The sequence below is a fragment of the Sphingomonas sp. SP1 genome, assembly GCF_058313395.1.
Window position 1 is genome coordinate 593934 of record NZ_JBZFLC010000001.1, and the last position, 22317, is coordinate 616250.

Genomic DNA, 22317 nt, shown 5'->3' on the forward strand with positions numbered 1-22317 from the left:
CCTCTCGTTACTGGCGGGTCCAAGCGGGCCCGCTGCTCTTACTTCGAGCTGAAGATAAAAGAGTGTAAGAACGCTGCGACTGTCAACATAGATATATTCGATCCATTGTGGACATATGCGCAAGCGAAGTACCAGCCGGTATTAAGGTGGTCCGGATGTTCTAATTCCAAACCATTCTTGACGATTGGTTTCGGTTTTACTTGACCTTGAACTTGCAACCCTTTTTTTTGGGGTTCCGTTCTGCCTGCAGGAGTTTTCATGTCTGTCGCGTTGCGTTTCGGTTTGGCGTTTGTTGTTCTTGGCGCCTCGCCAGCCCTGTCTCAGACCCGGCCGGCTGCACCGGGCAAGCCTGCGCTATCGGGCAAGGCGGTACAGCCAGCCACGCAAGCACCTGCTAGGCAACAGCCGCTGGCGCGTGCCCGATTCCTGCAGGACATGGACGCGCAATTCCGGCTTGGCGACGCCGATCGTGACGGGGTTCTCAGCCGCAAGGAGCTTGAGCAGTCGGAGCGGGCACGGATCGCTGCCGAGGCGCAGGCCCGCAACCGCGCGCTGTTTCTTCGTTTGGACGTCGATCGCAACGGCGCGATCAGCCCCGGCGAGTTCGCCGCCATGTCGCCGCCCCCGCCACCAACTGGCGCGCTGCCCGCGACCCTCATTCGGATGGACGCCAATCGCGATGGCAAGGTCAGCCTGGTCGAACATCGCGCAGCGACGTTGGTCAATTTCGATCGGCTCGACGCCGACAAGGACGGCTATGTCTCACCGGCGGAAATGAAGGCCGGCGGCCTGACCCGCTAAATCCGCCCCATCCGCTCCAGCAGGCTCACGATCCGCTCGGCCGCCTGCTCCGCGCTCACTTCGGTTGTGTCGATTCGCAGATCTGGCGCGGCCGGCGGTTCATAGGGGCTGTCGATGCCGGTGAAGTTCTTGAGCTCCCCGGCCCGTGCCTTGGCATAAAGACCCTTGGGATCGCGCTTTTCCGCTTCGGCCAGCGGCGCGTCGACGAACACTTCGACGAATTCGCCGTCCGGCAGCATGTGCCGGACCATCTCGCGCTCCGCCCGGAACGGGGAAATGAAGGCGGTGATCACGATCAGGCCCGCATCGGCCATCAGCTTCGCCACTTCGCCGACCCGCCGGATATTCTCGATCCGGTCGGCGTCGGTGAAGCCGAGGTCGCGGTTGAGGCCGTGGCGCAGATTGTCGCCATCCAGCAGGAAACTGTGCCGCCCCAGCGCGTGCAGCTTCTTTTCGACCAGATTGGCAACGGTCGACTTGCCCGCGCCGCTCAGGCCCGTCAGCCATACGACGCACGGCTTCTGCCCCTTCTGCCGGGCGTGCGCTTCCCGGCTGATCTCCAGCGCCTGCCAATGGATGTTGCTCGCCCGCCGCAGCGCGAAATGGATCATTCCCGCCGCCACGGTCGCGTTGGTCAGCTTGTCGATCAGGATGAAGCCGCCCAGCGCGCGATTGTCGGCATAAGGCTCGAACACGATCGGCGCGTCCGTCGCCAGCTCCACCACGCCGATGCCGTTCAGCTCCAGCGTCTTGGCCGCCAGATGTTCCTGCGTGTTGACGTTCACTTCATATTTGGGCGCCTGCACCGTCGCGGTGACGCTCTGCGTCGCCAGCTGCAGCCAATAGCCGCGCCCCGGCAGCAGCGGTTCCTCCGACAACCACACGAGATCCGCCTCGAACTGGTCGGCGACCTGCGGCGGACGCTCGGCCGCTGCGATCACGCTTCCGCGCGAACAATCGACCTCGTCGGCCAGCGTCAGCGTGATCGATTGTCCCGCTTCCGCCTGGTTGAGGTCGCCGTCGAAGGTCACGATCCGCTCGATCCGGCTGCTGGTCCCGGCGGGCAGGATGCGGACCGGATCGCCAGGCCTGATCCGGCCGGACGCGACCAGTCCGGCGAACCCGCGAAAATCGTGGCTTGGCCGGCTGACCCATTGCACCGGCAGGCGGAACGCCGCCTCCGCGCCCGCCGCTTCATCGACCGGCAGGCTCTCCAGCAGCTCCAGCAGGCTTGGCCCATCGTACCACGGCATGGCTGGTGAGCGCACCATGACATTGTCGCCTTTGAGGCCGGACAGCGGAATGGCGGCAAAGGTGGGAACGCCCGCGGCCGCGGCGAATTCGCGATAATCGGCCACGATGGTGTCGAAGGCGGCCTGGTCATGATCGACCAGGTCCATCTTGTTCACCGCCAGGATATAGTGGCGCACGCCGACCAGTTTCGCGAGAAAGCTGTGCCGCCGGGTCTGCGTCAGCACCCCTTTGCGCGCATCGACCAGGATCACCGCCGCATCCGCGGTCGACGCGCCGGTCACCATGTTGCGGGTGTATTGCTCATGCCCCGGCGTGTCGGCGACGATGAACTTTCGTTTTGCGCTCGCGAAGAAACGGTAGGCGACGTCAATGGTGATGCCCTGCTCGCGCTCGGCCGACAGCCCGTCGACCAGCAGCGCGAAATCGATGTCCTGTCCCTGCGTGCCGACGCGCCGGCTGTCCGCCTCCAGCGCGACCAGCTGATCGTCCAGGATCAGCTTGCTGTCATACAGCAACCGCCCGATCAGGGTCGACTTGCCATCGTCCACGCTGCCGCAGGTGATGAAGCGCAAGAGATCCATCAGCGAATACGCCCGTCATCCCCGCGAAGGCGGGGATCCATCTCCCGAAACGCCAACCGGCACCAGTCTTCCGGAAGCGGGATGTCCATCTCTGCGGGAATGACGTTAGCCATCAGAAATAGCCCTCCCGCTTCTTCTTTTCCATGCTGGCATCACCCGCGTCGCGATCGATCATCCGGCCCTGCCGCTCGGAGGTGGAGCTGGCGCGCATCTCGGCGATGATGTCGTCCAGCGTTTCCGCCTCGCTCTCGATCCCGCCGCTTAAGGGGTAACAGCCCAGCGTCCGGAACCGCACCTTGCGCATCACCGGCTGCTCGCCCGGCTCCAGCCGGAAGCGCTCGTCATCCACCATCAGCAGTGCGCCGTCGCGTTCCACCGTCGGGCGCTCCGCCGCGAAGTAAAGCGGCACGACCTCGATGCCCTCCCGACGGACATATTCCCATACGTCCATCTCGGTCCAATTGGACAAGGGAAAGACGCGAACGCTTTCCCCCTTGCCCAGCCGAAGATTGTAAAGGTTCCAAAGCTCCGGCCGCTGGCTTTTCGGGTCCCAGCGATGGCTGGCCGAGCGGAAAGACACGATCCGCTCCTTGGCCCGGCTTTTCTCCTCGTCCCGCCGCGCCCCGCCGAATGCGGCGTCGAACCCGCCCGCGACAAGCGCCTGCTTCAATCCTTCGGTCTTCCACATGTCGGTGTGCAACGGACCATGATCGAACGGGTTGATGCCTCGGTGTTCGGCTTCAGGATTGCGATGCACGATCAGCCGGTGCTCCGCCGCGACCCGGTCGCGCAGCGCATACATGTCGCGGAATTTCCAGGTCGTATCGACATGCAGCAGCGGAAACGGCAACGGCCCCGGCGCGAACGCCTTGCGGGCAAGGTGCAGCATCGCCGCCGAATCCTTCCCGATCGAATACAGCATCACCGGCCGCTGCGCGCTGGCCGCGACCTCGCGCATGATGTGGATGCTTTCGGCTTCCAGCCGATCGAGGTGGGTCAGCGCCATGGGCGTGCCATTTGGCCGGTTAGCGCCACGTTTGGAAGCGTTCATATTGCTGTATGGCGCGACCTTCTACACAGCGAGCGGAAATTCAACGGAGATCACCGCATCATGCGTATCGCTGCCCCCCTTCTCGCCGCCGCGCTGCTCGGCGCCCCGGCCGTGCTTCACGCGCAGGCCCAGCCGGCCGCGCCGCAGTCGCTCAGCAAGACCCAGTATCTCGCCAACGTGCAAAGCGAATTCGGCACGATCGACACCAACAAGGACGGCACGCTCGCCGCGGCCGAGATCGACGCCGCCCGGGCCAAGGCGCTCGCCGCAGCGGTTGACCGCCGGGCCGACGAGATGATGGCCGAGCTCGACGCGGACAAGAACGGTTCGCTCAGCCGGGCCGAGCTGGTCCGCGGCCTCAAGCCCAGCCGTGAACCCGGCCCGGCCCCCGTGCTGGCGATGGACGGCAACAAGGACGGCAAGGTCACCAGCGCCGAGTTCAGGACCGGCATGGAAGCGCGCTTCGCCCGCCTCGACAGCAACAAGGACGGCGTCATTACCCAGGCCGAGCTGCGCACCGCCGCGCCCAGCCGCTAACGCCTCTGGCGCGGCCCTCGGCTTGCGCCTAATAGCGTCCAATCCCCGGGGAGCCGTATGGCTGAGAGGGGCGGTGCAACTCCGCCCGACCCGCTGAACCTGATCCGGCCCAAATGCCATAGGCAGATGGCTCCCGGCGTAGGGAGGGAGCGGCGCTTCACCCGTCGTCCCTCCATTGGAGAGGACGACATATGGCCGACGTACCCGCACGCACCGAACTGAAAGTCACCACCGGCCCCATCCGCGGGTCGCGCAAGATTCACGTCGGCCCCTTGCGGGTCGCGATGCGCGAAGTGGTGCTGGAGCCTTCCAGCGGCGAGCCGCCCGTCACCGTCTACGATCCGTCCGGCCCCTACACCGACCCCAATGCCCGCATCGACATCATGGCCGGCCTGCCCGAACTTCGCCGCGAGTGGATCCGCGCCCGCGGCGACGTTGAGGAAGTCGACCAGCGCGAGGTCCGACCCGAAGACAACGGCCAGCTCGGCCCCGACCGCTCCGGCGGCGTCCAGCCCTTCCCCAACGTCCGCAAGACGGTGTTGCGGGCAAAACCGGGCCACAACGTCACCCAGATGCATTACGCCCGCCGGGGCATCATCACTCCGGAAATGGAATATGTCGCCGTCCGCGAGAACCTCGGCCGCGAAGCCGCTCTCGCCACACAGCGCGACGGCGAAAGCTTCGGCGCCGCCATTCCCGACCACGTCACCCCCGAATTCGTCCGCGACGAGATCGCCCGCGGCCGCGCGATTATCCCCAACAACATCAACCACCCCGAATCCGAGCCGATGGCGATCGGCCGCAATTTCCTGGTCAAGATCAACGCCAACATCGGCAATTCCGCCGTCGCCAGCGAAGTCGCGGCCGAGGTCGACAAGATGGTCTGGGCGACCCGCTGGGGCGCGGACACGGTCATGGACCTCTCCACCGGCCGCAACATTCACGACACGCGCGAATGGATCATCCGCAACTCACCCGTCCCCATCGGCACCGTCCCCATCTACCAGGCGCTGGAGAAAGTCGGCGGCATCGCCGAGGACCTGACCTGGGAGATCTACCGCGACACGCTGATCGAGCAGGCCGAGCAGGGCGTCGACTATTTCACCATCCACGCCGGCGTCCGCCTGCCCTATGTCCCCCTGACCGCCAAGCGCGTCACCGGCATCGTCAGCCGCGGCGGCTCGATCATGGCCAAATGGTGCCTCGCCCACCATCGCGAGAGCTTCCTTTACGAACGCTTCGACGAGATCTGCGAGATCATGAAGGCCTATGACATCGCCTTCAGCCTTGGCGACGGCCTCCGCCCCGGCAGCATCGCCGACGCCAATGACGAAGCCCAGTTCGCCGAGCTCTACACCCTTGGCGAGCTCACCAACAAGGCGTGGGAGCATGACTGCCAGGTCATGATCGAAGGCCCCGGGCACGTGCCGATGCACAAGATCCGCGAGAACATGACCAAGCAGCTCGAGGTGTGCGGCGAGGCGCCCTTCTATACGCTCGGGCCGCTCACCACCGACATCGCGCCCGGCTACGACCACATCACCAGCGGCATCGGCGCGGCGATGATCGGCTGGTTCGGCACCGCCATGCTCTGCTACGTCACGCCCAAGGAGCATCTCGGCCTGCCCGACCGCGACGACGTCAAGGTTGGCGTCGTCACCTACAAGCTCGCCGCCCACGCCGCCGACCTCGCCAAGGGCCACCCGGCCGCTAAGCTGCGCGACGACGCCCTCTCCCGCGCCCGCTTCGAGTTCCGCTGGCGCGACCAGTTCAACTTGTCGCTCGACCCCGACACGGCCGAGCAATATCACGACCAGACCCTCCCCGCGGAAGGCGCCAAGACCGCCCACTTCTGCTCCATGTGCGGGCCGAAGTTCTGCAGCATGAAGATCACGCAAGAAGTCCGCGACTTTGCCCGGCTCCAGGAAGAAGGGCTGATCAATTCGACGCCCCCTCGTCCCGAGCCTGTCGAAGGGCGCTCCCCCGATGACCCCGAAGCCGGCATGGCCGAAATGTCCGCCCGCTACCGCGAAGGCGGGGACCTCTATCTTCCGGCAGCCGAATGAGCCGCAGCGCCATACTCGCCGCACTGCTGCTGGGCGCCTGCACCCGGCAGGACCCCGCCGATAACGCGGCCGCCGCCCCGCCCGTCGCCCAGCAGCCCGCCGCGGTCCCACCGGCTCCTTCCCCCTCCCCGGCCAACGCCGTTCAGCCAGACACCTCCGCCGCGCCCGCCGCCAGGCAGGATCCGGCGCTGGCGGTGGATGGCGAGGGATTGCGCCTGTTCGATCGCAAGACCGGCTCGGCCCGCCCGTTGCCTTTCGGAACCCCGCGCGCCCAGGTAGAATCGGTGCTCGCCTTTCGCGGTTCGCCCGGCACCGGCACCCAGGGCGAATGCGGCGCCGGCCCGCTCGCTTATGCCGCCTGGCCCGATGGGCTGAAGCTCTATTATCAGGGCGGCAAGTTCGCCGGCTGGGCCCTCGACGGCCGCGCCGCGACGCCGGCCGGCCCGGCCGTCGCCACCGCCGCCGGCATCGGTCCGGGCAGCACCCGCACCCAGTTGACCGAGGCGCTTGCCGCCACCTTCAGCGAAACGACGCTCGGCACCGAGTTCAGCGCCGGCGATCTTCACGGCCTGCTTGACGGGGCCGGCCGGAACGCAAAGATCGCGCATATGTGGGCGGGGGTCAGTTGCGTCTTCCGCTGACCCGGAGAGGGAGGCCATAAAGCTTGGTCCCCGGAAAGAGGACACTCGCCGGCCGAGCTGGCGATGAGCGAAGCACCAGCCGGCACGAACGACGGAAGAGCAGCAGCGCAGCGAGGACCCCGATGGCCGACCTTTACCTCAAGAAGCTCGAGTCCGAGCGCAAGACCCTCTGGGCCACCTGCCGCCTCAAGGGCCTGCCCAAGGACACCCCCGAACGCCAACGCATCGCCGCCATCGACCAGGCGATCGCCGAGCATAAGGTGAAGCGGGGTCGGGAGGAGCCTTTTCCGGCTGGTCCCTCAGGAGGCTAAAGAGTTCGACTGCGAACTTTTTGGTTCTTCGTTTCCGTTGCTGCCTGAGGAGGCGCCTGATTTCGTATGCCAAACGGAATGTGCACACACGGGGTATTCGCTGCCGCTGGCTTGAGGTGGCCAATTTGATCATCGAAGAAGATTTGCGGCTTGATGACCTCAAGAAAACCCTTTTTCTCGATGCCACCGGTAAGAAACAGTTCATCCGCCTCAAGTCCCAAATGCTTCATGGTGTTGATGAGGCGCTCGTGGGCTGGAGCGTTGCGGGCGGTAACAATCGAAATTCGGATCGCCTTCTCTGGGTTGTTGACCCGGTTTGATTGTTCATCCTGGAGCGACTGTATCGCCGATAACCGCTTCATCAATGGCATCAACGGCCCGTCACGGAGCGGCCGATCCTTATTCTCAACTTCGTAATGATGAAACAGCGGCAATCCACCGTCGGCGTATTTTGCTTCGGCTTCATCGTCCACCAGTACCCCGTCGAAATCGAATGCTATGCGGAGCTGTGTGTCTCCGTCATCGTCGCTCGCCGCGCATGGTAAAACGTACCCCGCCGGATGACCTGCGGCCACCGCTTCCTTAACCTCATGCTCATTAGTGCTGAGGTATAAGCAGGCATTGACTGCAGCCATGAACGGGTACGGTGCTTTTCCAGAAAGGAAAGATGCGCGGGTGATGTTAAGCCTATAGTGGGGCATTGCATCCATCATCCGCAGCCCCGCCTCCGGATCATTTCGAGATAAGATAACAACCTCGACAGGAGACTGCTCTGGAAACACCTCGTTTAGGTGCAGTAGTCGTTTAATGAATGGAAAAGCCGAGCCAGGAGATGGCACATCGTGGCGGTGTTCGCTCTGGTATGCCCGAAAGGCTTCGAGTCCCTCGTTGATGAAAATAGCGTGTTCTTTAGAAAAGTCGAACAACGCCGTCGAGGTGACAGCTACCACAAGCTTCTTCTCGATTGGGAATGCCACCGGTCAGTTCCCCGCAGAGCAGGAGTCGTTGGGCTCCTCGGGCGCGGGAAGCGAAAACAGGTCACCGGGGCCGGGCGGGAAAGCCCTTCCAAACAAGCGCGTGAACTCCTTCCAACTGTCAGAGATGCGGAGGAGGGTCGTCACCGACACTATCTGCTTCTCTAAATGAGAATGACCGATTTCGACCGTCAGCAGTTGATGGTGGGTGTGCTTTCTGCGCTTTGTCGCAGGGTTCACTGGGTTCTTCGCTTTCAACTCTTCTAGGACGCCTGGCGGTAGTTGTTCGTAAATTAATGAGTTCGTTAGCTTGCCAATATAGGCGGTACGGGCGTGACTGCCGGGTTCATATTTCCAGCCCCGCACGCGATGTAGCTCTTCATAAAAAGCGTCCGGAAAACGTTTGGACCAAGGCAGCAACTCGGGTGCAATATATGCGGCCAGTATCTGCTGAAGTTCGTCTCGCGCTCGAAAGCGCTGATAGCCTGTAGCCTCGTCGACCAGTGCAATGAGGCCGACATCGGCGAGCGCACGCATCAGTGTTTCGGCCCGTTGAGCTTTATCCAGTTGCTGCTTCTGGAGAGCGCCGGCTTCTCGCGCTCTCAGCCAAACCTCGCAAACAGCACGTAATACGCGCGGATCAAAGCCCACAACGGTCCGACGGCCGTCCTGATAGGCAATCGGTTGAAGAGGGCCGTCCGACAGCGCTTGGTCGATAAATGGTGCGAGTTGCCCTGGCGCGATGAAAATTGGGAGGTGGGTCCCCGTCCCTTTCTGCGCTTGCTTGAGTCGTTTTGAGGCTCCGCTCCGGCTGCCGAGGATTGCTTCGGTAATGCCCGTCTCGGACAAGACTCGCCGACCATCGCTCAGCACTGCGCATGGTATAGACGACTCACCTAAGGCAAGTACGCCCGAGAACTCCACACGCGGCAACGTGGCTAAGGCTTGCGCCCTTGCACGTCCTCCCTCAGAAGCGATGCGTCGGCGCTCCTCCGAACTAAGAGCCTGAGCCCTAGCCTGTCCACCAAGTCGCTGCGGATTCAAATTCATAGGGCCCTCACTGAACGCCGTAAGTGAGTGCTTATGCTTGCTGCCAAGCCTTTCTGCAAGCACAAATGTCAAGGGGCTGACGCGTGCTTGCTGGTCGTAGAAAGCTCGTCACCTACTCCCACCCGCACCAACACCTCATCCAACGCCTGCAAAAACCGCGACCGATCCGCCTTGGTGAACGGCGCCGGCCCGCCCACCACATCGCCGCCCGCCCGCAGGTCCGCCATGATCGCCCGCGTCGCCAGCGCTCCGCCGATGCTCGCGTCCGTGAACGGCTTGCCATTGTGGCCGATCACGCAAGCCCCCTTCTTCAGGCAACGGTCGGCCAGCAATATGTCGCCGGTGATCACCACCGTGCCGCCGCTCGCCGCCTCCGCGATCCAGTCGTCGGCGGCGTCGAACGCGTCCGACACCACCACCCGCTCCACCAGCGGATGGTCCGGCACGCGCAGCCATTGGTTGCTGACCACCGCCACCGGCACCTCGCGCCGCCAGGCGACGCGATAGATTTCGTCCTTCACCGGGCAGGCGTCGGCATCGACCAGGATGCGCGGGGCCGGCGCGGGCGCGCCACTGCCGCTCACTCCTCGCCGATCCGCCCGTTCAGCAGCGCCAGCCGGGCCTTCAGCGCCGCGATGTTCTCCGGCGTGGTCGCCTGCAGCTGGCTCAACTCCTGCTGGTCGGCATCGCTCACCGTCCCCGCCTCGATCGCGGCCAGCAGCCGCTCCAGCCGGTGCCGTTCCTCGTGCCAGTTCTCGCTCACCGCCCGCCTACCGGTTCTTCAGATGCTCCAATTGCTCCAGCCCGCCGCCGCCCTTGGTCGACGGATTGGCGGCGATGGTCTTTTCCTTTTTCGCCTTCGGCTTGCGCGCTTCCTTGTTCGACTTCATCTGACCCTTGGCCATGAAACTCTCCTGTGATGGGTTTGTGCTATCGAACGAGCCGCAACGTCGCGGGGTCCCGCTCGCCGCCATATAGCGCATCCAGCGCCTGCGCGAACGTCCCCCCGCCGCCCGCCGCTTCGAACAGCGTCAGGCAGGACCGCAGCTTGGCCGCATCCACCGCGCCCAGCATCTCTTCGGCCGTCCGCGTGCCCGCATGGCCCAGCACCGCCATCACGCATTTGTTCAGGCGCGCCCCCAGCAACGGGTGCGCCAGATAGGCCTGCGCTTCTTTGAGCCCGGCGATCCCGTAACCTTCGGCCATCGCGCTCCGCCCCAGCCCGCGCAGCTGCGGCAGGATGAACCAGATCCAGTGCCCCCGCTTGGCGCCCGCCCGCAGTTCGTTCAGCGCGCCCTCGTACACCCCATCCGCCTGCGCCGCGACGAACCGCTCAAGCCCGAACGGGTCGCCCTCGCTCACTTCTCGTCCGCCCGGGCGATGCGATACGGCCCGTCACGCGTCGTCAGCGCCGCGCCCTTCCAGCTCAGCCGCACCGAACCCTCGGCCACCAGCGCGTCCACCGCCGCATGCACCGCCCCCATCTCCGCCCGCCAGTCCTCGGCTCCATCCGCCGCCGCCAGCTCCCGCGCCGCCTCGCTCGGGCAGATGGTCGCGCCCGCGGCCCGCTCGTCCAGCAGCGCCAGCACCGCCGCCCGCGCCTCGGCCCGGTTCACGCGCTCCGCACCCATCGGCGCGGTCCTCGCCGCTCAGTCGAACAGTTCGTGCAGGAAGCTTTTCTTGCGCTTGTAGGGCTTGTGGCCATAGCGCGGGTCATAACCCTGCGGCGGATAGGCCGGTTGGCCCCACGGCCCGCCTTGCTGCTGCTGTTGCGGGGGCGCCTGCGGTTGCGGCGGCGGGGCGGCGGCCGCCTCGGCCTGGTCCGACCGCTCGATGATCTTGTCCAACTCGCCCCGGTCCAGCCACACGCCCCGGCATTGCGGGCAATAATCGATCTCGATCCCGGCCCGCTCACTCATTTGCAGCGTCGTTCCGTCCGTTGGGCATTGCATGGCGTTTTCTCTCCGTTGCGTCCTGCCCAAGGTAGAATGCGCGCGCGGCCGCACAAGGCGCGACGGCCGACCATCTGCCTCCCCGGCAGAAAATTCTGTCCTACAGCCAGTCGTTTGTGCTCCATCCTGCCGGATGACGCATCCGCACGAATCTCAGCCCGGCGCCGTCGACCTGCGCGACGACTTCGTCTTCTACGACGTGACGTCCAACGGCGTCCTGCTGCCGCAACTGCCCGCCTCGGCCCATGAGCCGGAACCTGCCGCGCCGGGCGCCCCGGCCGAGCGGCACGATGTCTTCACCGGCGAATTGATGGCTCGCTTCTGCGAGGTGCTGGCCGAAACCGGCATGGTCACCCAGGCCGCGCGCGCGGTCGGCCGGCATCGCGACACCTGCTACCAGCACCGCCGCTGCAATCCTTTGTTCGCCGCCGCCTGGGCGGGCGCGCTCAGCCACGCGCGCACCCGGCTGGCCGACGCGCTGCTGGAACGCTCGTTGAACGGGTCGGTCGACTACATCTATCGCGACGGTGATCTGGTCGGGGAGCGGCGCTACTTCGACAATCGCCTGGCCTATGCGATGCTCCGCCGCCTCGACAAGGAGGCCGAGGCCGAACCGCCGGCGGTCGCTGCCGCCCTCGCCGACGCCACCCCCCGCGCCGCGACCAAGGCCGATTACCGCGCGGCGCTGAAGGCGCTTCGCACCGGCTCGGAAGAAGATCTGTGCGCCGCCCTGGCCATATTCGGCCCCTCTGGAACGGCGGAAAACGGCGACTCCGACAACTCCGACAACCCCCCGAATGATGCTGTCGGCGGGCCGTCCGATCCGTCCGATCGGGTCTGGGAAGAAGACGGCGGCTGGCGCACCAACTTTCCGCCGCCGGCCGATTTCGACGGCGTTGAGGACGGCCATTGGTCCGATCCCGATTATCAGCGCGACTGCACGGACGCGGAAAGCGCGATCCTCGACGCCCGCCGGGATCGCGAACTCGCCGACCAGCGCACGGAGGAAGACGCCGAACGCGACGCCTTCTTCGCCCCGCCCATTGAGCCGTCGGATGCTGCGGCTGACTCACCCGTCGAGGCGAGCGAACAGCAGGACGACGTAGGCTGCGAACACGCCGGTCATCAGCAGGGTAAGGGCCTGGTGAACGCGCTCGCGCCGAGTGATCAGGCCGATCAGGCCGACCGCGATAAACAGCCCGTGGAACACCAAATTCTCAAATCTGGGCAGCCGCCCTTCCAGCTGCCACTCGCGCAGGATACTCCAGGTGACGGCCACCACGAACAGTCCAAAAAAAGCGCGCCGCTCGCGCCAGTAATGGGCCTGCAAGTCGACCGGCTCGTCGGCGGGAATGTCGGGCAGGACGACCGCCGCCATCATGTAGATGAGGCCGGTGAGCACAAGCGTGACCAGGAAGTCCGCGAAGGTCCATTGAGTCCGTTCGGCCAGGCCGAAGCTCGCCCACCAGTGCTGCACCACCAGCAGCAGGACAAGCACCGACCACAATATCGGCAGCCACGCGAGGCGCACGCGGGCGCGCGACAGGATCAGGCTCCGATATTTCTGCAGAACCTCGGTGATCGCCAAGCCCAGGATGATCGACAGCAATACCGACAGATATGAGAACGCGTCCATGCCTCGCCCCCGTGTAGACCCATCGCCTCTTGCGGTTTGCTGCCGCTGGGTTGCGCTAGCGCTTCAGGGCCTGCACCGCAGCCAGCGTCCTGGCGACATGCTCCTTCCAGCTCATGTCGCTGTGGACCATCACGATCCGGCCGTCGGGCGCGATGACGTAGCTGGTGCGGCTGGTCATCCGGACCAGCGGCAGCTTGACGTCATAGGCCTCGATCACCGCCGGGCTGGCGGTGGCGACTGGGAATTTGCCGCGGCAGCCCTCCACGCTGAATTTCTGCAGGGTCGGCAAATCGTCCGCGCTCATCCCGATCACCCGGGCGCCGGCGGCCCGGAACTGCGGCATGGCGTCGCTGAACGCCTTGGCCTCCAACGTACAGCCCTGGGTGAAGGCCTTGGGATAGAAATACAGCACCACCGGCCCGTGCGTCAGCTGCTCGGCCAAATGCAGCCGGAACGCTTTTCCGGCCAGCGCCCCGGCGGTTCGGAAATCGGGCGCCTTGGCCCCGACCGGAAGCGCAGCGGAGGACGGGGCGGACAGGCCAAGGGCCAGGACGGAGGCGAGCAGCAGTCGGCGCATGGGCGAAACTCTCCGGTTGAGCGGGGCGAAGCTACGGCGCGGCGGGCGGCCCGTCCATGCCGAAGCCGTCCGGGAACAGCGCGCGTTCCGGATGTTGCGGTTTCAGGGTCCGGAAAAAGGCCCAGGCCGCGACCATGTCCTGCTCGAAGTCTCCGGTGGGGTGGATCACCGGCCCGAACACGCCGCGGCGGCGCGGATAGTCCGGTCCGGCGCACTGGATCGGCACCCCGGCCGCCATCGCGATCCGGTAAAAGCCGGTGCGCCATCTGGCCGTCGGCTCGCGGGTTCCTTCCGGGGCGATCACCAATGCGTACCGCTCCGCCGCCCGGATCCGCGCCGCGACCTGTTCGGTCAGGTCGTTGCGGGCCGTGCGATCGACCGGAATGCCGCCCATGCCCAGCATGAAGTCGCCGACCGGCCAGCGGAACAGGCTATGCTTGCCGATGAAATGCGCCTCCAGCCCCAGTTTCTCCATCGCACTCATGAAAACGATGAAGTCCCAGTTGCTGGTGTGCGGCGCCCCCATGATCACCACCTTGGGCGGCAGTGGCAGATTGCCTTCGACGTCCCATCCGGCCCGGTCGAAGCCGGTCAGCAGGGCCCGTTTCACCAATCCGGCAAGCGGCGACATCCGCCGCCGCGCCTCCCCTGCCGCTGCGCTGTTCATCGGCGGATCTATGGGCAAGTCCGCTGCTCATGGCCAGACCGCCGGAGATCGCCGCCGCTCAATCGATCAGCGAAGGAATGATCCAGACTGCCGACATGGCGATCACGATGAACAGCAGGGAAAAGCCCAGCACATAGCGGACCACCCCTTCCTTGCTGGCGCCGGTTACCTGCTCGTCAGAATAGTGCCGCTCACCGTCGTCCATGACCGCACTCCCACTATCAGGGTCGATCGTCATAGCGCAGATCGGCCGTCATGCGTAGCGGGCCATTGGTCCATCTAATTGGCGGGCTTGCAACACGCCGCAGCCCGGGCCGCCCCGTCGGCCGGAGGTCGCTCGACCAACATGGTCAGCGCGGGCGTACGCCAGAATGCTGCCCTCCCGGTCAGTTCGACGTAAGTCTCGGCGCCGCCGCGGGCCATGACGACCGCGGTTGCGGACTTATGTCCGGAAAGTTTCGGCCAACGAGCCTCGATACGGTATTTCCCGGGTGGAAGCTCGAATGCAAGGAATCGCTTCTCGCCGAGGCCGCCGATCTCCTGTCCATTGATGAGCAGTGTCGGCCTGAAAAGAAGCGGCTCCGCGGTATCGCGATAGATCACCAGCGTGGCGGATGGGCTGGCGGCAAGCAGCCACAGCGCGGCCAGGGTGGACATTTGAACATTCCCTCCCTCGGCACGACCGCGGGGCTAGCAGGCTGTCGCGGCGAAGAACAGTCGCTTTACGTAAAGGGAGGCTCGCCTCAACGATCCGAGGCGAGCCAACCGGTTGCGACATAAAGAATGACGGCGGCGGGACCGGTGATCAACGCCGCCACGATCATTCCGAGGCGAACCAGCAAAGGGTCTGTCCCGGTATAGTCCGCCAGGCCGGCAGCGACGCCCATCAGCTTTGCGTCATGCCGGTTGAGCAAGAATTTTCCGTTCATTGTACCACCCTCCTCTCTGTTCGGCTCAGGCGATGGGGATCGGTCCGACGGCGGCGGACACGAAGAGCAAGGCGGCCACGAAAGCACCGGCGAAGCTGACAGCAACCTGGCGGATGGGCGACGATGAAACGAACATGATTGGCACTCCCCTTTTGAACTGACGTAGACCCGACCGCCGGGCCCACCTCGCTACATATGCATGGGGCGTGCCAAAAGTATTCTTTCTTATATATCAGTGATAAGGCATACCGGGGCTGGCAAGGCCGCAGTGAGTCAGCCCGAAAGGTAGCGCAATTTCCCAACTCAACTCGACATCGTGTCTCCGCCGTCCGGGTGCAGCACTTGGCCAGTCATGTAGCTGGAATCCTCGCAAGCCAGGAACAGGAAGCACGGCGCGACCTCATTCGGCTGGCCTGGCCGGCCCATCGGTGTGTTCTTGCCGAACTCCGGCATTTTTTCTGGCGGCTGTCCGCCGAACGGGTTTAGCGGCGTCCAAATCGGACCGGGGGCGACGGCGTTCACGAGGATCTTCTTTTCGACCAGGTTCTTGGCGAGCGAACGGGTGAAAGCGGTGATGGCACCCTTGGTCGCGCTGTAGTCGAGCAGGATCGGCGCACCCTTGTACATCGTTTCCGACGTGCAATTCACGATCCGGGCGCCTTCCTTCAGGTGCGGCATGGCGGCCTGGGTGAGGAAGAACATGGAGAAAATGTTCGTCTGAAACGTGCGGCGAAGCTGCTCTTCGGTGATGTCCTCGATCTTCTCGTCCGGATGCTGCTCGCCGGCATTGTTAATCAGGATGTCGAGTCTACCGAATGTGTCGACGACCTGTTGCACAGCCTCTTCGCAGAACTGCTTGGAACCGAGATCCCCGGGAATGCAGATGGCGCGGCGCCCCTCCGCTTCGACGAAATTCTTGGTGTCGGCGGCGTCCTGATGCTCGTTCAAATACAGGATGGCGACATCGGCGCCTTCGCGGGCGAACAACACGGCGACGGCCCGGCCGATACCACTGTCCCCGCCGGTGACGATCGCCACCTTGCCCTTGAGGCGGTTTGAGCCTGGATAGCGGGGCTGCCAATCGGGCTTCGGGTCGAGTTCATGCTCGTTACCCGGCAGTTTCGTCTCTTCGCGAGTGGGGGGATCGATCGTCTCGGCCATCATGTGCTCCGTCATGCGGCCGAGCAACGGAATGGCTCAGCCTTCGCGGGAGACAACGCCCTTCGCCACGGGCCGCTCCTTCGACTGGGCGGCGGGGACGGGCGACACGGCGCGGCATTCGGCAATGATTGTGGGGAAGTCGAAGTCCGCGTTGCTCGCTAGGGCGGCTCCCGTCGCGGCCGAGCAGGCGGCCTGGCTCTCATAACGGGTTGGGACGGTAGCGACCGGCTGGCAAGCGGCTGAACCGTCGGCACAACCCAGGATGGCGATGACGTAAGCTGCAGGACCCATAACCAATACTCATTTCCGATGAACTTGCCGGCACAACCCGGGAAATAAGCAGGCAGTTCCAATCATTTCGCCCGAGCCGATTGCGGCGGCTCACGCTGCTGCCTACCTGATGCAGCATGGCAACAGCGGCAGCAGAGGGGGCGGTCCCCAAGACGAAGGGGTGGCGCACACTCGTCCGCTTTCTGCCGATGCTGTGGCCGGCGGGCGAACGGGAATTGAAGCTGCGGGTGGTGGCCGCCGTGTTCCTGGTCCTGCTTGGCAAGGCCGCGACGCTCGGCATGCCCTTCCTGTACAAGGCGGTGATCGACCGGATGAGCGGGCCGGCCCAGGCCGCGGGCGTCATCATTGCACTGGTCGTCGCCTATGCAGTGGCCCGGTTCGGCGGAGTGCTGGCGGACAATTTCCGCAACGGGTTGTTCGAGAAGGTCGGGCAGAGCGCGGCGCGGCGGCTGTCGGCGCGGGTGTTCCGCCACATCCACAACCTGTCGCTGCGCTTTCACCTGGAGCGGCGCACCGGCAGCCTGACCAAGATCGTCGAGCGCGGGACCAAGAGCATCGACATGATGCTCTATTTCCTGCTGTTCAACATCGCCCCGACGATCATCGAACTCACCGCCATCTGCATCATCTTCGGCCTGAAGTTCGGCGCGGGCATGGTTGTCGCGACGCTAGCGATCGTGGCCGTCTACATCGGCTTCACCCGCTGGGTGACCGAGTGGCGATCCAAGATCCAGCGCGAGATGAACGAGGTCGATAACAAGGCGATCGGCCGGGCCGTCGACAGCCTCTTGAACTACGAGACAGTAAAGTATTTCGGCGCGGAGGAGCGTGAGGCCAAGCGTTACGACGGCGCGATCGCCGCCTACACGCACGCCGCGGTCAGGAACGAGACCTCGCTCGCCTGGCTCAACATTGGGCAGAGCTTCATCACCAACCTGATGATGGCCGGAGCGATGGGCTTTACCGTCTGGGGGTGGGCGCAGGGACGGTTCACGCCCGGCGACGTGGTGCTGGTCAACAGCCTGCTGATGCAGCTGTTCCGGCCGCTGGACATGCTCGGCTGGGTGTACCGCTCGATCCGCCAGGGCCTGATTGACATGGAGGCGATGTTCGAGCTGACCGATACGCCGGCCGAGGTGATCGACCAGCCCGGTGCACCGCTGCTGCAGGTCGCACGCGGCCATGTCCGGCTGGAGGACGTCCACTTTGGCTATGAGCCGGAGCGCGAAATCCTGAAGGGCGTGACGCTGGAGGTGCCGCCGGGGACCAGCGTGGCGGTGGTCGGGCCGTCCGGGGCGGGCAAGTCGACGCTCGCCCGGCTGCTGTACCGCTTCTACGATCCGCAAGGCGGGCGCATCACCATCGACGGGCAGGACATCCGCGAGGTGCAGCAGTCATCCCTTCGCGCCGCGATCGGGATCGTGCCGCAGGACACGGTGCTGTTCAACGATACCATCGGCTACAACATCGGCTACGGCCGGGACGGCGCGAGTCAGGACGAGATCGAGGGCGCGGCGAAGGGAGCGGCGATCGACCGCTTCATCGCCATGCTGCCCGACAGCTATGAGGCGATGGTCGGCGAGCGGGGCCTCAAGCTGTCCGGCGGCGAGAAGCAGCGGGTGGCGATCGCCCGCACTCTGCTCAAGAATCCGCCGATCCTGATCCTGGACGAGGCGACCAGCGCGCTCGACAGCCGGACGGAGGAGGCGATCCTCGATACGCTCAACGCCATCGCCGAGAACCGCACCACCATCACCATCGCCCATCGGCTGTCGACGGTGGTCGGGGCGGACCAGATCGTGGTGCTGGACGACGGCCGGGTCGCCGAGCAGGGCACCCATGCCGAGCTGCTGCGTCGGCGTGGGCTGTATGCGGATATGTGGGCGCGCCAGCAGGCCGAGCGCGAGATGCAGGAAGCGGCGGAATAAGCGGTTCCCGGCGGTTTGCGCCCGGACGCTAATCTAAGCCTGGGAGCGCGGCGCGGTTTGCGAGAAGCTACTGCCGCGGCGATAGGACGCCTCCCTCCAAGCGATTAGCGGCTGAAACACCCACTGATTTAAGCGACTCCGACACCTGTCGGGATTCTAAACGGGGGTTGTCGGAGTTGTCGGAGTCGGATCGTCGCACCCGTAACGATCAAGCTATTCAGGTTGAGAAAGAGCCGGGCGGCAGCACTGCCCCGAAGGAGCCAAGCAGGCGAAATCCTATTGTTCAAGCACCACCGTCACCCCGGCCTTGAGCCGTGGTCCGCCTTATCTTCGGCGAAGCGGCAAGGGCGAGAAGCCAAAGTCCTCGGCCAAGCACGGGTGCAAGCGGCTCGTGTGGTGCGAGATTCACAGCGATCTGCAGGAGGCCCGACGGCGCGAGCTACAGAAGAAGAAATGGAAGCGCCAGTGGAAGCTCAGCTCGATCGAGTCGATGAACCCGGACTGGGATGGATCTTTATCCGACACTGCTATGAAGGCTCCTGCGGAGCCTGTCTGGGCCCCTGCCTGCGCAGGGGCACATAGATGACCGCAATGGGTCGAAAGCAAACATCCGCTGCTCACGCCGCCGCCGTCGTCCACCCCAGCCGCGGAATCGCAATCGACCGCTTGCCGCTCAGGTCCACTCGGGTGACGATCAACTCGCGGCTTTCGATGTAGGTCAGCAGACGGCGGGCTCGGCCGAGGCTGGCAGTGCCGTAGCTGGCGGCGATCTCCTCGTCGCTTGGGCAAGGCCGGGACTCGCGGGCGGCTCGGGCCAGCAGCAGGAAGGGGCCGAGCATGTCGTCGGGGAGGTCGTTGGCGGCTTCCAGGGCGGGGGCCCAGCTGTCGTCTTCGTCGAACAGGCCGGCGCGGGCCATGGACAGGCGGCGGGTGAAGGCGGGGAGGTCTAGCGGCGCACGGCCGAGGCCGGCCATGCGGCAGCGGATGGTGAAGTCTTGGTAGAGGACGCTCGCCGAGCGGCCGGCGCTGTCGGGATCGGCGGTGAGGGCGCGGAGGGTCTCGGCGGTGATGGTGGCGGTTTCTTCGTCCGATCTGTCGGGTGCGGCTTGAGCAGGTGTGGCGACCGACGCTGCTAGTTTCTCAAGGAGGGTTTCTGATGGGGCGGAGGCAGGCGGACCCCGGATCAGGTCCGGGGTGACGGTTGTTTGTTGCTCCGTTGGCGCGAACAGGAGGCCCTGCATCTCTCCTTCCGCGCTGGCCGCTGGCAGCGGGACCAGCTTGGGACTCATCGACCGGGCCTGAGTCTCGACCGGGCCGATCGCCACCGACACCGGGCGGCGGGAGATGGCGGGGCCGAGCGCGAGAAAGGTGCCGCGCGGCAGGTCGCGGATGGCTTCGGCCTGGCGGCGCTCCATGCCGAGGAGGTCGGCGGCGCGGGCCATGTCGATGTCGAGGAAGGTCCGGCCCATGAGGAAGTTGGACGCCTCCGCCGCGACATTCTTGGCGAGCTTGGCGAGGCGCTGGGTGGCGATGATGCCGGCCAGGCCGCGCTTGCGGCCGCGGCACATGAGGTTGGTCATGGCCGACAGGCTGGCGCGGCGGACGTCCTCCGCGACCTCGCCGCCGCCTGAAGGCGCGAACAGCTGCGCTTCGTCCACCACCACCAGCGCGGGATACCAATGGTCGCGCGGGGCATCGAACAGGCCGGACAGGAAGGCGGCGGCGCAGCGCATCTGGCCTTCCGCCTCCAGCCCTTCGAGGCTGAGCACGACCGAGGCGCGATGCTCGCGGATGCGGCCGGCGAGGCGGGCGATGTCCTTTTCGTGGAGTTCGGCGGCTTCCACCGCGACATGGCCGTAGCGGTCGGACAGGGTGACGAAATCGCCTTCGGGATCGATCACCACCTGCTGCACCTGGCCCGCGCTCTGTTCGAGCAGGCGGCGCAGCAGGTGCGATTTTCCCGAACCCGAATTGCCCTGCACCAGCAGGCGGGTGGCGAGCAATTCTTCCAGGTCGATGGTTGCGGAACTGCCCCCCGGGTCCAGCCCCATGTCCACGCTTACGGTCATTATGCGCCGTGTGGACGCTGCAGGCAGGCGGAGCAAGGTTGCGCAGGCGCGTTCGGGTCCGCAAAGGCGTGGCCGTGACCGATCCGCATCAGCTGCTCAAATCCGTCTGGGGCTTCGACCATTTCCGCGGGGTGCAGGAAGAGGTGGTCGGCCGCGTACTCCGTGGGGACAGTACGCTGGCGGTCATGCCGACGGGGGCGGGCAAGTCGCTGTGCTATCAACTGCCGGCGCTGGCGCGACCGGGAACGGCGCTGGTAATCAGTCCGCTGATCGCACTGATGCACGACCAGATCCGCGCCGCCGATGCGGTTGGGATCAAGGCGGCGTCGCTGACCTCGGCCGATGACCGGGAAGCGGTGGTCGGGCGGCTGCTCGGCGGCGAGCTCGACCTGCTTTACGTGGCACCGGAACGGGCCACGGGCGAGGGGTTCCGGCGGCTGATTGATCGGGTCGACCTTTCGCTGATCGCCATCGACGAGGCGCATTGCGTGTCGGAATGGGGGCATGATTTCCGCCCCGACTATCGCTTGCTGCGCGGCTTGCTGGAGGACCGGCCGGAGGCGCCGCGGCTGGCGCTGACCGCGACGGCGGACCGGCGGACGCGCAGCGATATCCTGCAGCAGCTCGGAATCCCCGAGGAAGGGCTGATCGTCGCCGGCTTCGACCGGCCCAATATCCGCTATCATGTGGTGCCGCGCGATGGCATCGGGCGGCAGCTGAAGGAGCTGCTCGGGCGGGTGCCGGGACCGGGGATCGTCTATGCCACCAGCCGCGATGCGACCGAAAAGCTGGCAGAGCAGCTGGGCGCGACGGGGCGGCCGGCACTGCCCTACCATGCCGGGCTGGAGGCGCCGGTGCGGGCGCGCAACCAGGAAGCGTTCGTGCGGTCCGAAGAGATGGTGATGGCGGCAACCGTCGCCTTCGGCATGGGGATCGACAAGCCGGACGTGCGGTTCGTCGCCCATGCCGGTATCCCCAAGTCGATCGAAAGCTATTATCAGGAGACCGGCCGGGCGGGGCGCGACGGGGAGCCGGCGGAGGCGTGGCTGTTCTGGGGCGCGGAGGATTTCGCCCGCGCGCGGCTGCGGATCGAGCGGGACACGCCGGCCGAGCGGCAGGCTGGCGAGCGCGAGCGGCTGAACGCGCTGGCGGCGCTGGTCGAGGCGCCGGGCTGCCGCCGGGCGATCCTGCTGCGCCATTTCGGCGAGGATCCGCCCGAGCATTGCGGCAATTGCGACAATTGCCTCGACCCGCCGGCAACGCGCGACGCCACGGACGTCGCCCGCAAGCTGCTATCCGCCGCCTTCCGGACCGAGATGCGCTACGGCGTCGGGCATCTGGCGGACGTGCTGGCGGGGAACGACAATGAGAAGGTGCGCACGCTGGGGCATCACAAGCTGAGCGTGTTCGGCATCTGTTCGGCGGATGAACTGGCATTGGTGCGGCCGGTCGCGCGGGCGCTGATTGCGCGCGATGCCTTACGGGCGGATGCCTATGGGGGACTGAGCTTCGGGCCCGGGGCCAAGCCGATCCTGAAGGGGGAGCAGGCGCTGGCGATCGCGGTTCCGCCGCCCCGCAAGGCGCGTCGCCGTCGTGATCGTGAGGAAGGTCCGGCCGACCCGCTGTTCGACGCGTTGCGGGCGGCGCGGCGGACGCTGGCGGCGGAGGCGGGGGTACCGCCTTATGTCATCTTCCATGACAGCACCCTGCGGGAGATCGCCGCCGCCCGGCCACTCAACCGCCACGCGCTCGGCGAGGTCGGCGGCGTCGGCGCGGCCAAGCTGGAGCGCTATGGCGACGCGTTCCTGAAGGTCGTGCAGGCCTTTGCGTGAACCTGCTCA

General features: G+C 65.6%; 25 protein-coding genes, 1 pseudogene and 1 riboswitch. Of the genes and pseudogenes, 8 read left to right on the forward strand and 18 right to left on the reverse strand.

Going from position 1 to position 22317, the window contains the following annotated elements; translation table 11 throughout:
• The first annotated feature begins 258 nt into the window (after positions 1–258).
• Positions 259–801: an EF-hand domain-containing protein gene (locus AC4GYS_RS03100; protein WP_491107642.1), complete on the forward strand. Its 543-nt coding sequence runs from the start codon at positions 259–261 to the stop codon at positions 799–801.
• On the opposite strand, the gene cysN is transcribed toward AC4GYS_RS03100, so the two are convergent.
• Positions 798–2636 (reverse strand): sulfate adenylyltransferase subunit CysN, encoded by a 1839-nt coding sequence (cysN, locus tag AC4GYS_RS03105; RefSeq protein WP_491107643.1) that lies wholly within the window; start codon positions 2634–2636, stop codon positions 798–800. The two genes, AC4GYS_RS03100 and cysN, sit on opposite strands and share 4 nt — an antisense overlap.
• A 112-nt stretch (positions 2637–2748) precedes the next feature.
• Positions 2749–3642 (reverse strand): sulfate adenylyltransferase subunit CysD, encoded by an 894-nt coding sequence (gene cysD, locus AC4GYS_RS03110; RefSeq protein WP_491107644.1) that lies wholly within the window; start codon positions 3640–3642, stop codon positions 2749–2751.
• A 105-nt stretch (positions 3643–3747) separates the two neighbouring features.
• Here cysD and AC4GYS_RS03115 point away from each other — a divergent pair, with 105 nt between their 5' ends.
• The 4 genes and pseudogenes from AC4GYS_RS03115 (at position 3748) to AC4GYS_RS03130 (ending at position 7242) form a co-directional block, all read left to right on the forward strand.
• Positions 3748–4224, forward strand: a complete 477-nt coding sequence (locus AC4GYS_RS03115) for an EF-hand domain-containing protein (protein ID WP_491107645.1) — start codon at positions 3748–3750, stop codon at positions 4222–4224.
• 36 nt (positions 4225–4260) lie between these two features.
• Positions 4261–4386, forward strand: a riboswitch (TPP riboswitch).
• A 29-nt stretch (positions 4387–4415) separates the two neighbouring features.
• Positions 4416–6144, forward strand: a pseudogene (gene thiC, locus AC4GYS_RS03120) (phosphomethylpyrimidine synthase ThiC); the annotation flags it as partial.
• A 142-nt stretch (positions 6145–6286) separates the two neighbouring features.
• Entirely contained in the window at positions 6287–6931 is a 645-nt protein-coding gene (locus tag AC4GYS_RS03125; RefSeq protein ID WP_491107646.1) for a hypothetical protein, read from the forward strand.
• Positions 6932–7053: 122 nt separating this feature from the next.
• Positions 7054–7242, forward strand: coding sequence for a hypothetical protein (locus AC4GYS_RS03130; protein ID WP_491107647.1), 189 nt, complete (start codon positions 7054–7056; stop codon positions 7240–7242).
• On the opposite strand, the gene AC4GYS_RS03135 is transcribed toward AC4GYS_RS03130, so the two are convergent.
• From AC4GYS_RS03135 to AC4GYS_RS03170, 8 genes are all read right to left on the reverse strand, one after another.
• Positions 7239–8219 carry a 5'-nucleotidase gene (locus AC4GYS_RS03135; protein ID WP_491107648.1) on the reverse strand — a complete coding sequence of 327 codons (981 nt, stop codon included), beginning with the start codon at positions 8217–8219 and terminating at the stop codon, positions 7239–7241. The two genes, AC4GYS_RS03130 and AC4GYS_RS03135, sit on opposite strands and share 4 nt — an antisense overlap.
• A 3-nt stretch (positions 8220–8222) precedes the next feature.
• Entirely contained in the window at positions 8223–9065 is an 843-nt protein-coding gene (locus AC4GYS_RS03140; protein ID WP_491107649.1) for a P63C domain-containing protein, read from the reverse strand.
• A 269-nt stretch (positions 9066–9334) separates the two neighbouring features.
• A complete protein-coding gene (locus AC4GYS_RS03145) occupies positions 9335–9850 on the reverse strand; it encodes a YaiI/YqxD family protein (protein WP_491107650.1) in 516 nt (171 codons plus the stop codon).
• Positions 9847–10029 carry a hypothetical protein gene (locus AC4GYS_RS03150; RefSeq protein WP_491107651.1) on the reverse strand — a complete coding sequence of 61 codons (183 nt, stop codon included), beginning with the start codon at positions 10027–10029 and terminating at the stop codon, positions 9847–9849. Before AC4GYS_RS03150 ends, AC4GYS_RS03145 begins: the two co-directional genes overlap by 4 nt.
• 7 nt (positions 10030–10036) lie before the next feature.
• Entirely contained in the window at positions 10037–10171 is a 135-nt protein-coding gene (locus AC4GYS_RS03155; RefSeq protein ID WP_491107652.1) for a hypothetical protein, read from the reverse strand.
• Positions 10172–10196: 25 nt separating this feature from the next.
• On the reverse strand, positions 10197–10628 hold the full coding sequence (locus AC4GYS_RS03160; RefSeq protein ID WP_491107653.1) for a DUF1810 domain-containing protein: 432 nt from the start codon (positions 10626–10628) through the stop codon (positions 10197–10199).
• The gene (locus AC4GYS_RS03165) at positions 10625–10897 is read right to left on the reverse strand and encodes a DUF3253 domain-containing protein (RefSeq protein ID WP_491107654.1); all 273 of its coding nucleotides are present in this window, start codon (positions 10895–10897) and stop codon (positions 10625–10627) included. The genes AC4GYS_RS03160 and AC4GYS_RS03165 overlap by 4 nt, the downstream gene beginning before the upstream one ends.
• A gap of 18 nt (positions 10898–10915) precedes the next feature.
• Entirely contained in the window at positions 10916–11218 is a 303-nt protein-coding gene (locus AC4GYS_RS03170) for a TFIIB-type zinc ribbon-containing protein (protein WP_491107655.1), read from the reverse strand.
• A gap of 133 nt (positions 11219–11351) precedes the next feature.
• Here AC4GYS_RS03170 and AC4GYS_RS03175 point away from each other — a divergent pair, with 133 nt between their 5' ends.
• A complete protein-coding gene (locus AC4GYS_RS03175; RefSeq protein WP_491107656.1) occupies positions 11352–12842 on the forward strand; it encodes a hypothetical protein in 1491 nt (496 codons plus the stop codon).
• Positions 12843–12909: 67 nt separating this feature from the next.
• Here AC4GYS_RS03175 and AC4GYS_RS03180 read toward each other — a convergent pair whose 3' ends face one another.
• The 7 genes from AC4GYS_RS03180 to AC4GYS_RS03210 form a co-directional block, all read right to left on the reverse strand.
• Entirely contained in the window at positions 12910–13431 is a 522-nt protein-coding gene (locus AC4GYS_RS03180) for a peroxiredoxin (protein ID WP_491107657.1), read from the reverse strand.
• A gap of 31 nt (positions 13432–13462) precedes the next feature.
• Entirely contained in the window at positions 13463–14098 is a 636-nt protein-coding gene (locus AC4GYS_RS03185) for a 1-acyl-sn-glycerol-3-phosphate acyltransferase (RefSeq protein WP_491107658.1), read from the reverse strand.
• 58 nt (positions 14099–14156) lie between these two features.
• Positions 14157–14303, reverse strand: a complete 147-nt coding sequence (locus tag AC4GYS_RS03190; protein WP_491107659.1) for a hypothetical protein — start codon at positions 14301–14303, stop codon at positions 14157–14159.
• A 74-nt stretch (positions 14304–14377) separates the two neighbouring features.
• Entirely contained in the window at positions 14378–14755 is a 378-nt protein-coding gene (locus AC4GYS_RS03195) for a hypothetical protein (protein ID WP_491107660.1), read from the reverse strand.
• A gap of 86 nt (positions 14756–14841) precedes the next feature.
• Entirely contained in the window at positions 14842–15027 is a 186-nt protein-coding gene (locus AC4GYS_RS03200; RefSeq protein ID WP_491107661.1) for a PspC domain-containing protein, read from the reverse strand.
• A gap of 303 nt (positions 15028–15330) precedes the next feature.
• The gene (locus AC4GYS_RS03205) at positions 15331–16203 is read right to left on the reverse strand and encodes an SDR family oxidoreductase (RefSeq protein WP_491107662.1); all 873 of its coding nucleotides are present in this window, start codon (positions 16201–16203) and stop codon (positions 15331–15333) included.
• 21 nt (positions 16204–16224) lie between these two features.
• Positions 16225–16479: a hypothetical protein gene (locus AC4GYS_RS03210; RefSeq protein WP_491107663.1), complete on the reverse strand. Its 255-nt coding sequence runs from the start codon at positions 16477–16479 to the stop codon at positions 16225–16227.
• Between the two features lie 116 nt (positions 16480–16595).
• Here AC4GYS_RS03210 and AC4GYS_RS03215 point away from each other — a divergent pair, with 116 nt between their 5' ends.
• Positions 16596–18407: an ABCB family ABC transporter ATP-binding protein/permease gene (locus tag AC4GYS_RS03215; RefSeq protein ID WP_491107664.1), complete on the forward strand. Its 1812-nt coding sequence runs from the start codon at positions 16596–16598 to the stop codon at positions 18405–18407.
• A 617-nt stretch (positions 18408–19024) separates the two neighbouring features.
• On the opposite strand, the gene AC4GYS_RS03220 is transcribed toward AC4GYS_RS03215, so the two are convergent.
• Positions 19025–20476, reverse strand: coding sequence for a helicase HerA domain-containing protein (locus AC4GYS_RS03220; protein ID WP_491107665.1), 1452 nt, complete (start codon positions 20474–20476; stop codon positions 19025–19027).
• 74 nt (positions 20477–20550) lie between these two features.
• Here AC4GYS_RS03220 and recQ point away from each other — a divergent pair, with 74 nt between their 5' ends.
• Positions 20551–22308 (forward strand): DNA helicase RecQ, encoded by a 1758-nt coding sequence (recQ, locus tag AC4GYS_RS03225; protein ID WP_491107666.1) that lies wholly within the window; start codon positions 20551–20553, stop codon positions 22306–22308.
• Positions 22309–22317 lie beyond the last annotated feature (9 nt).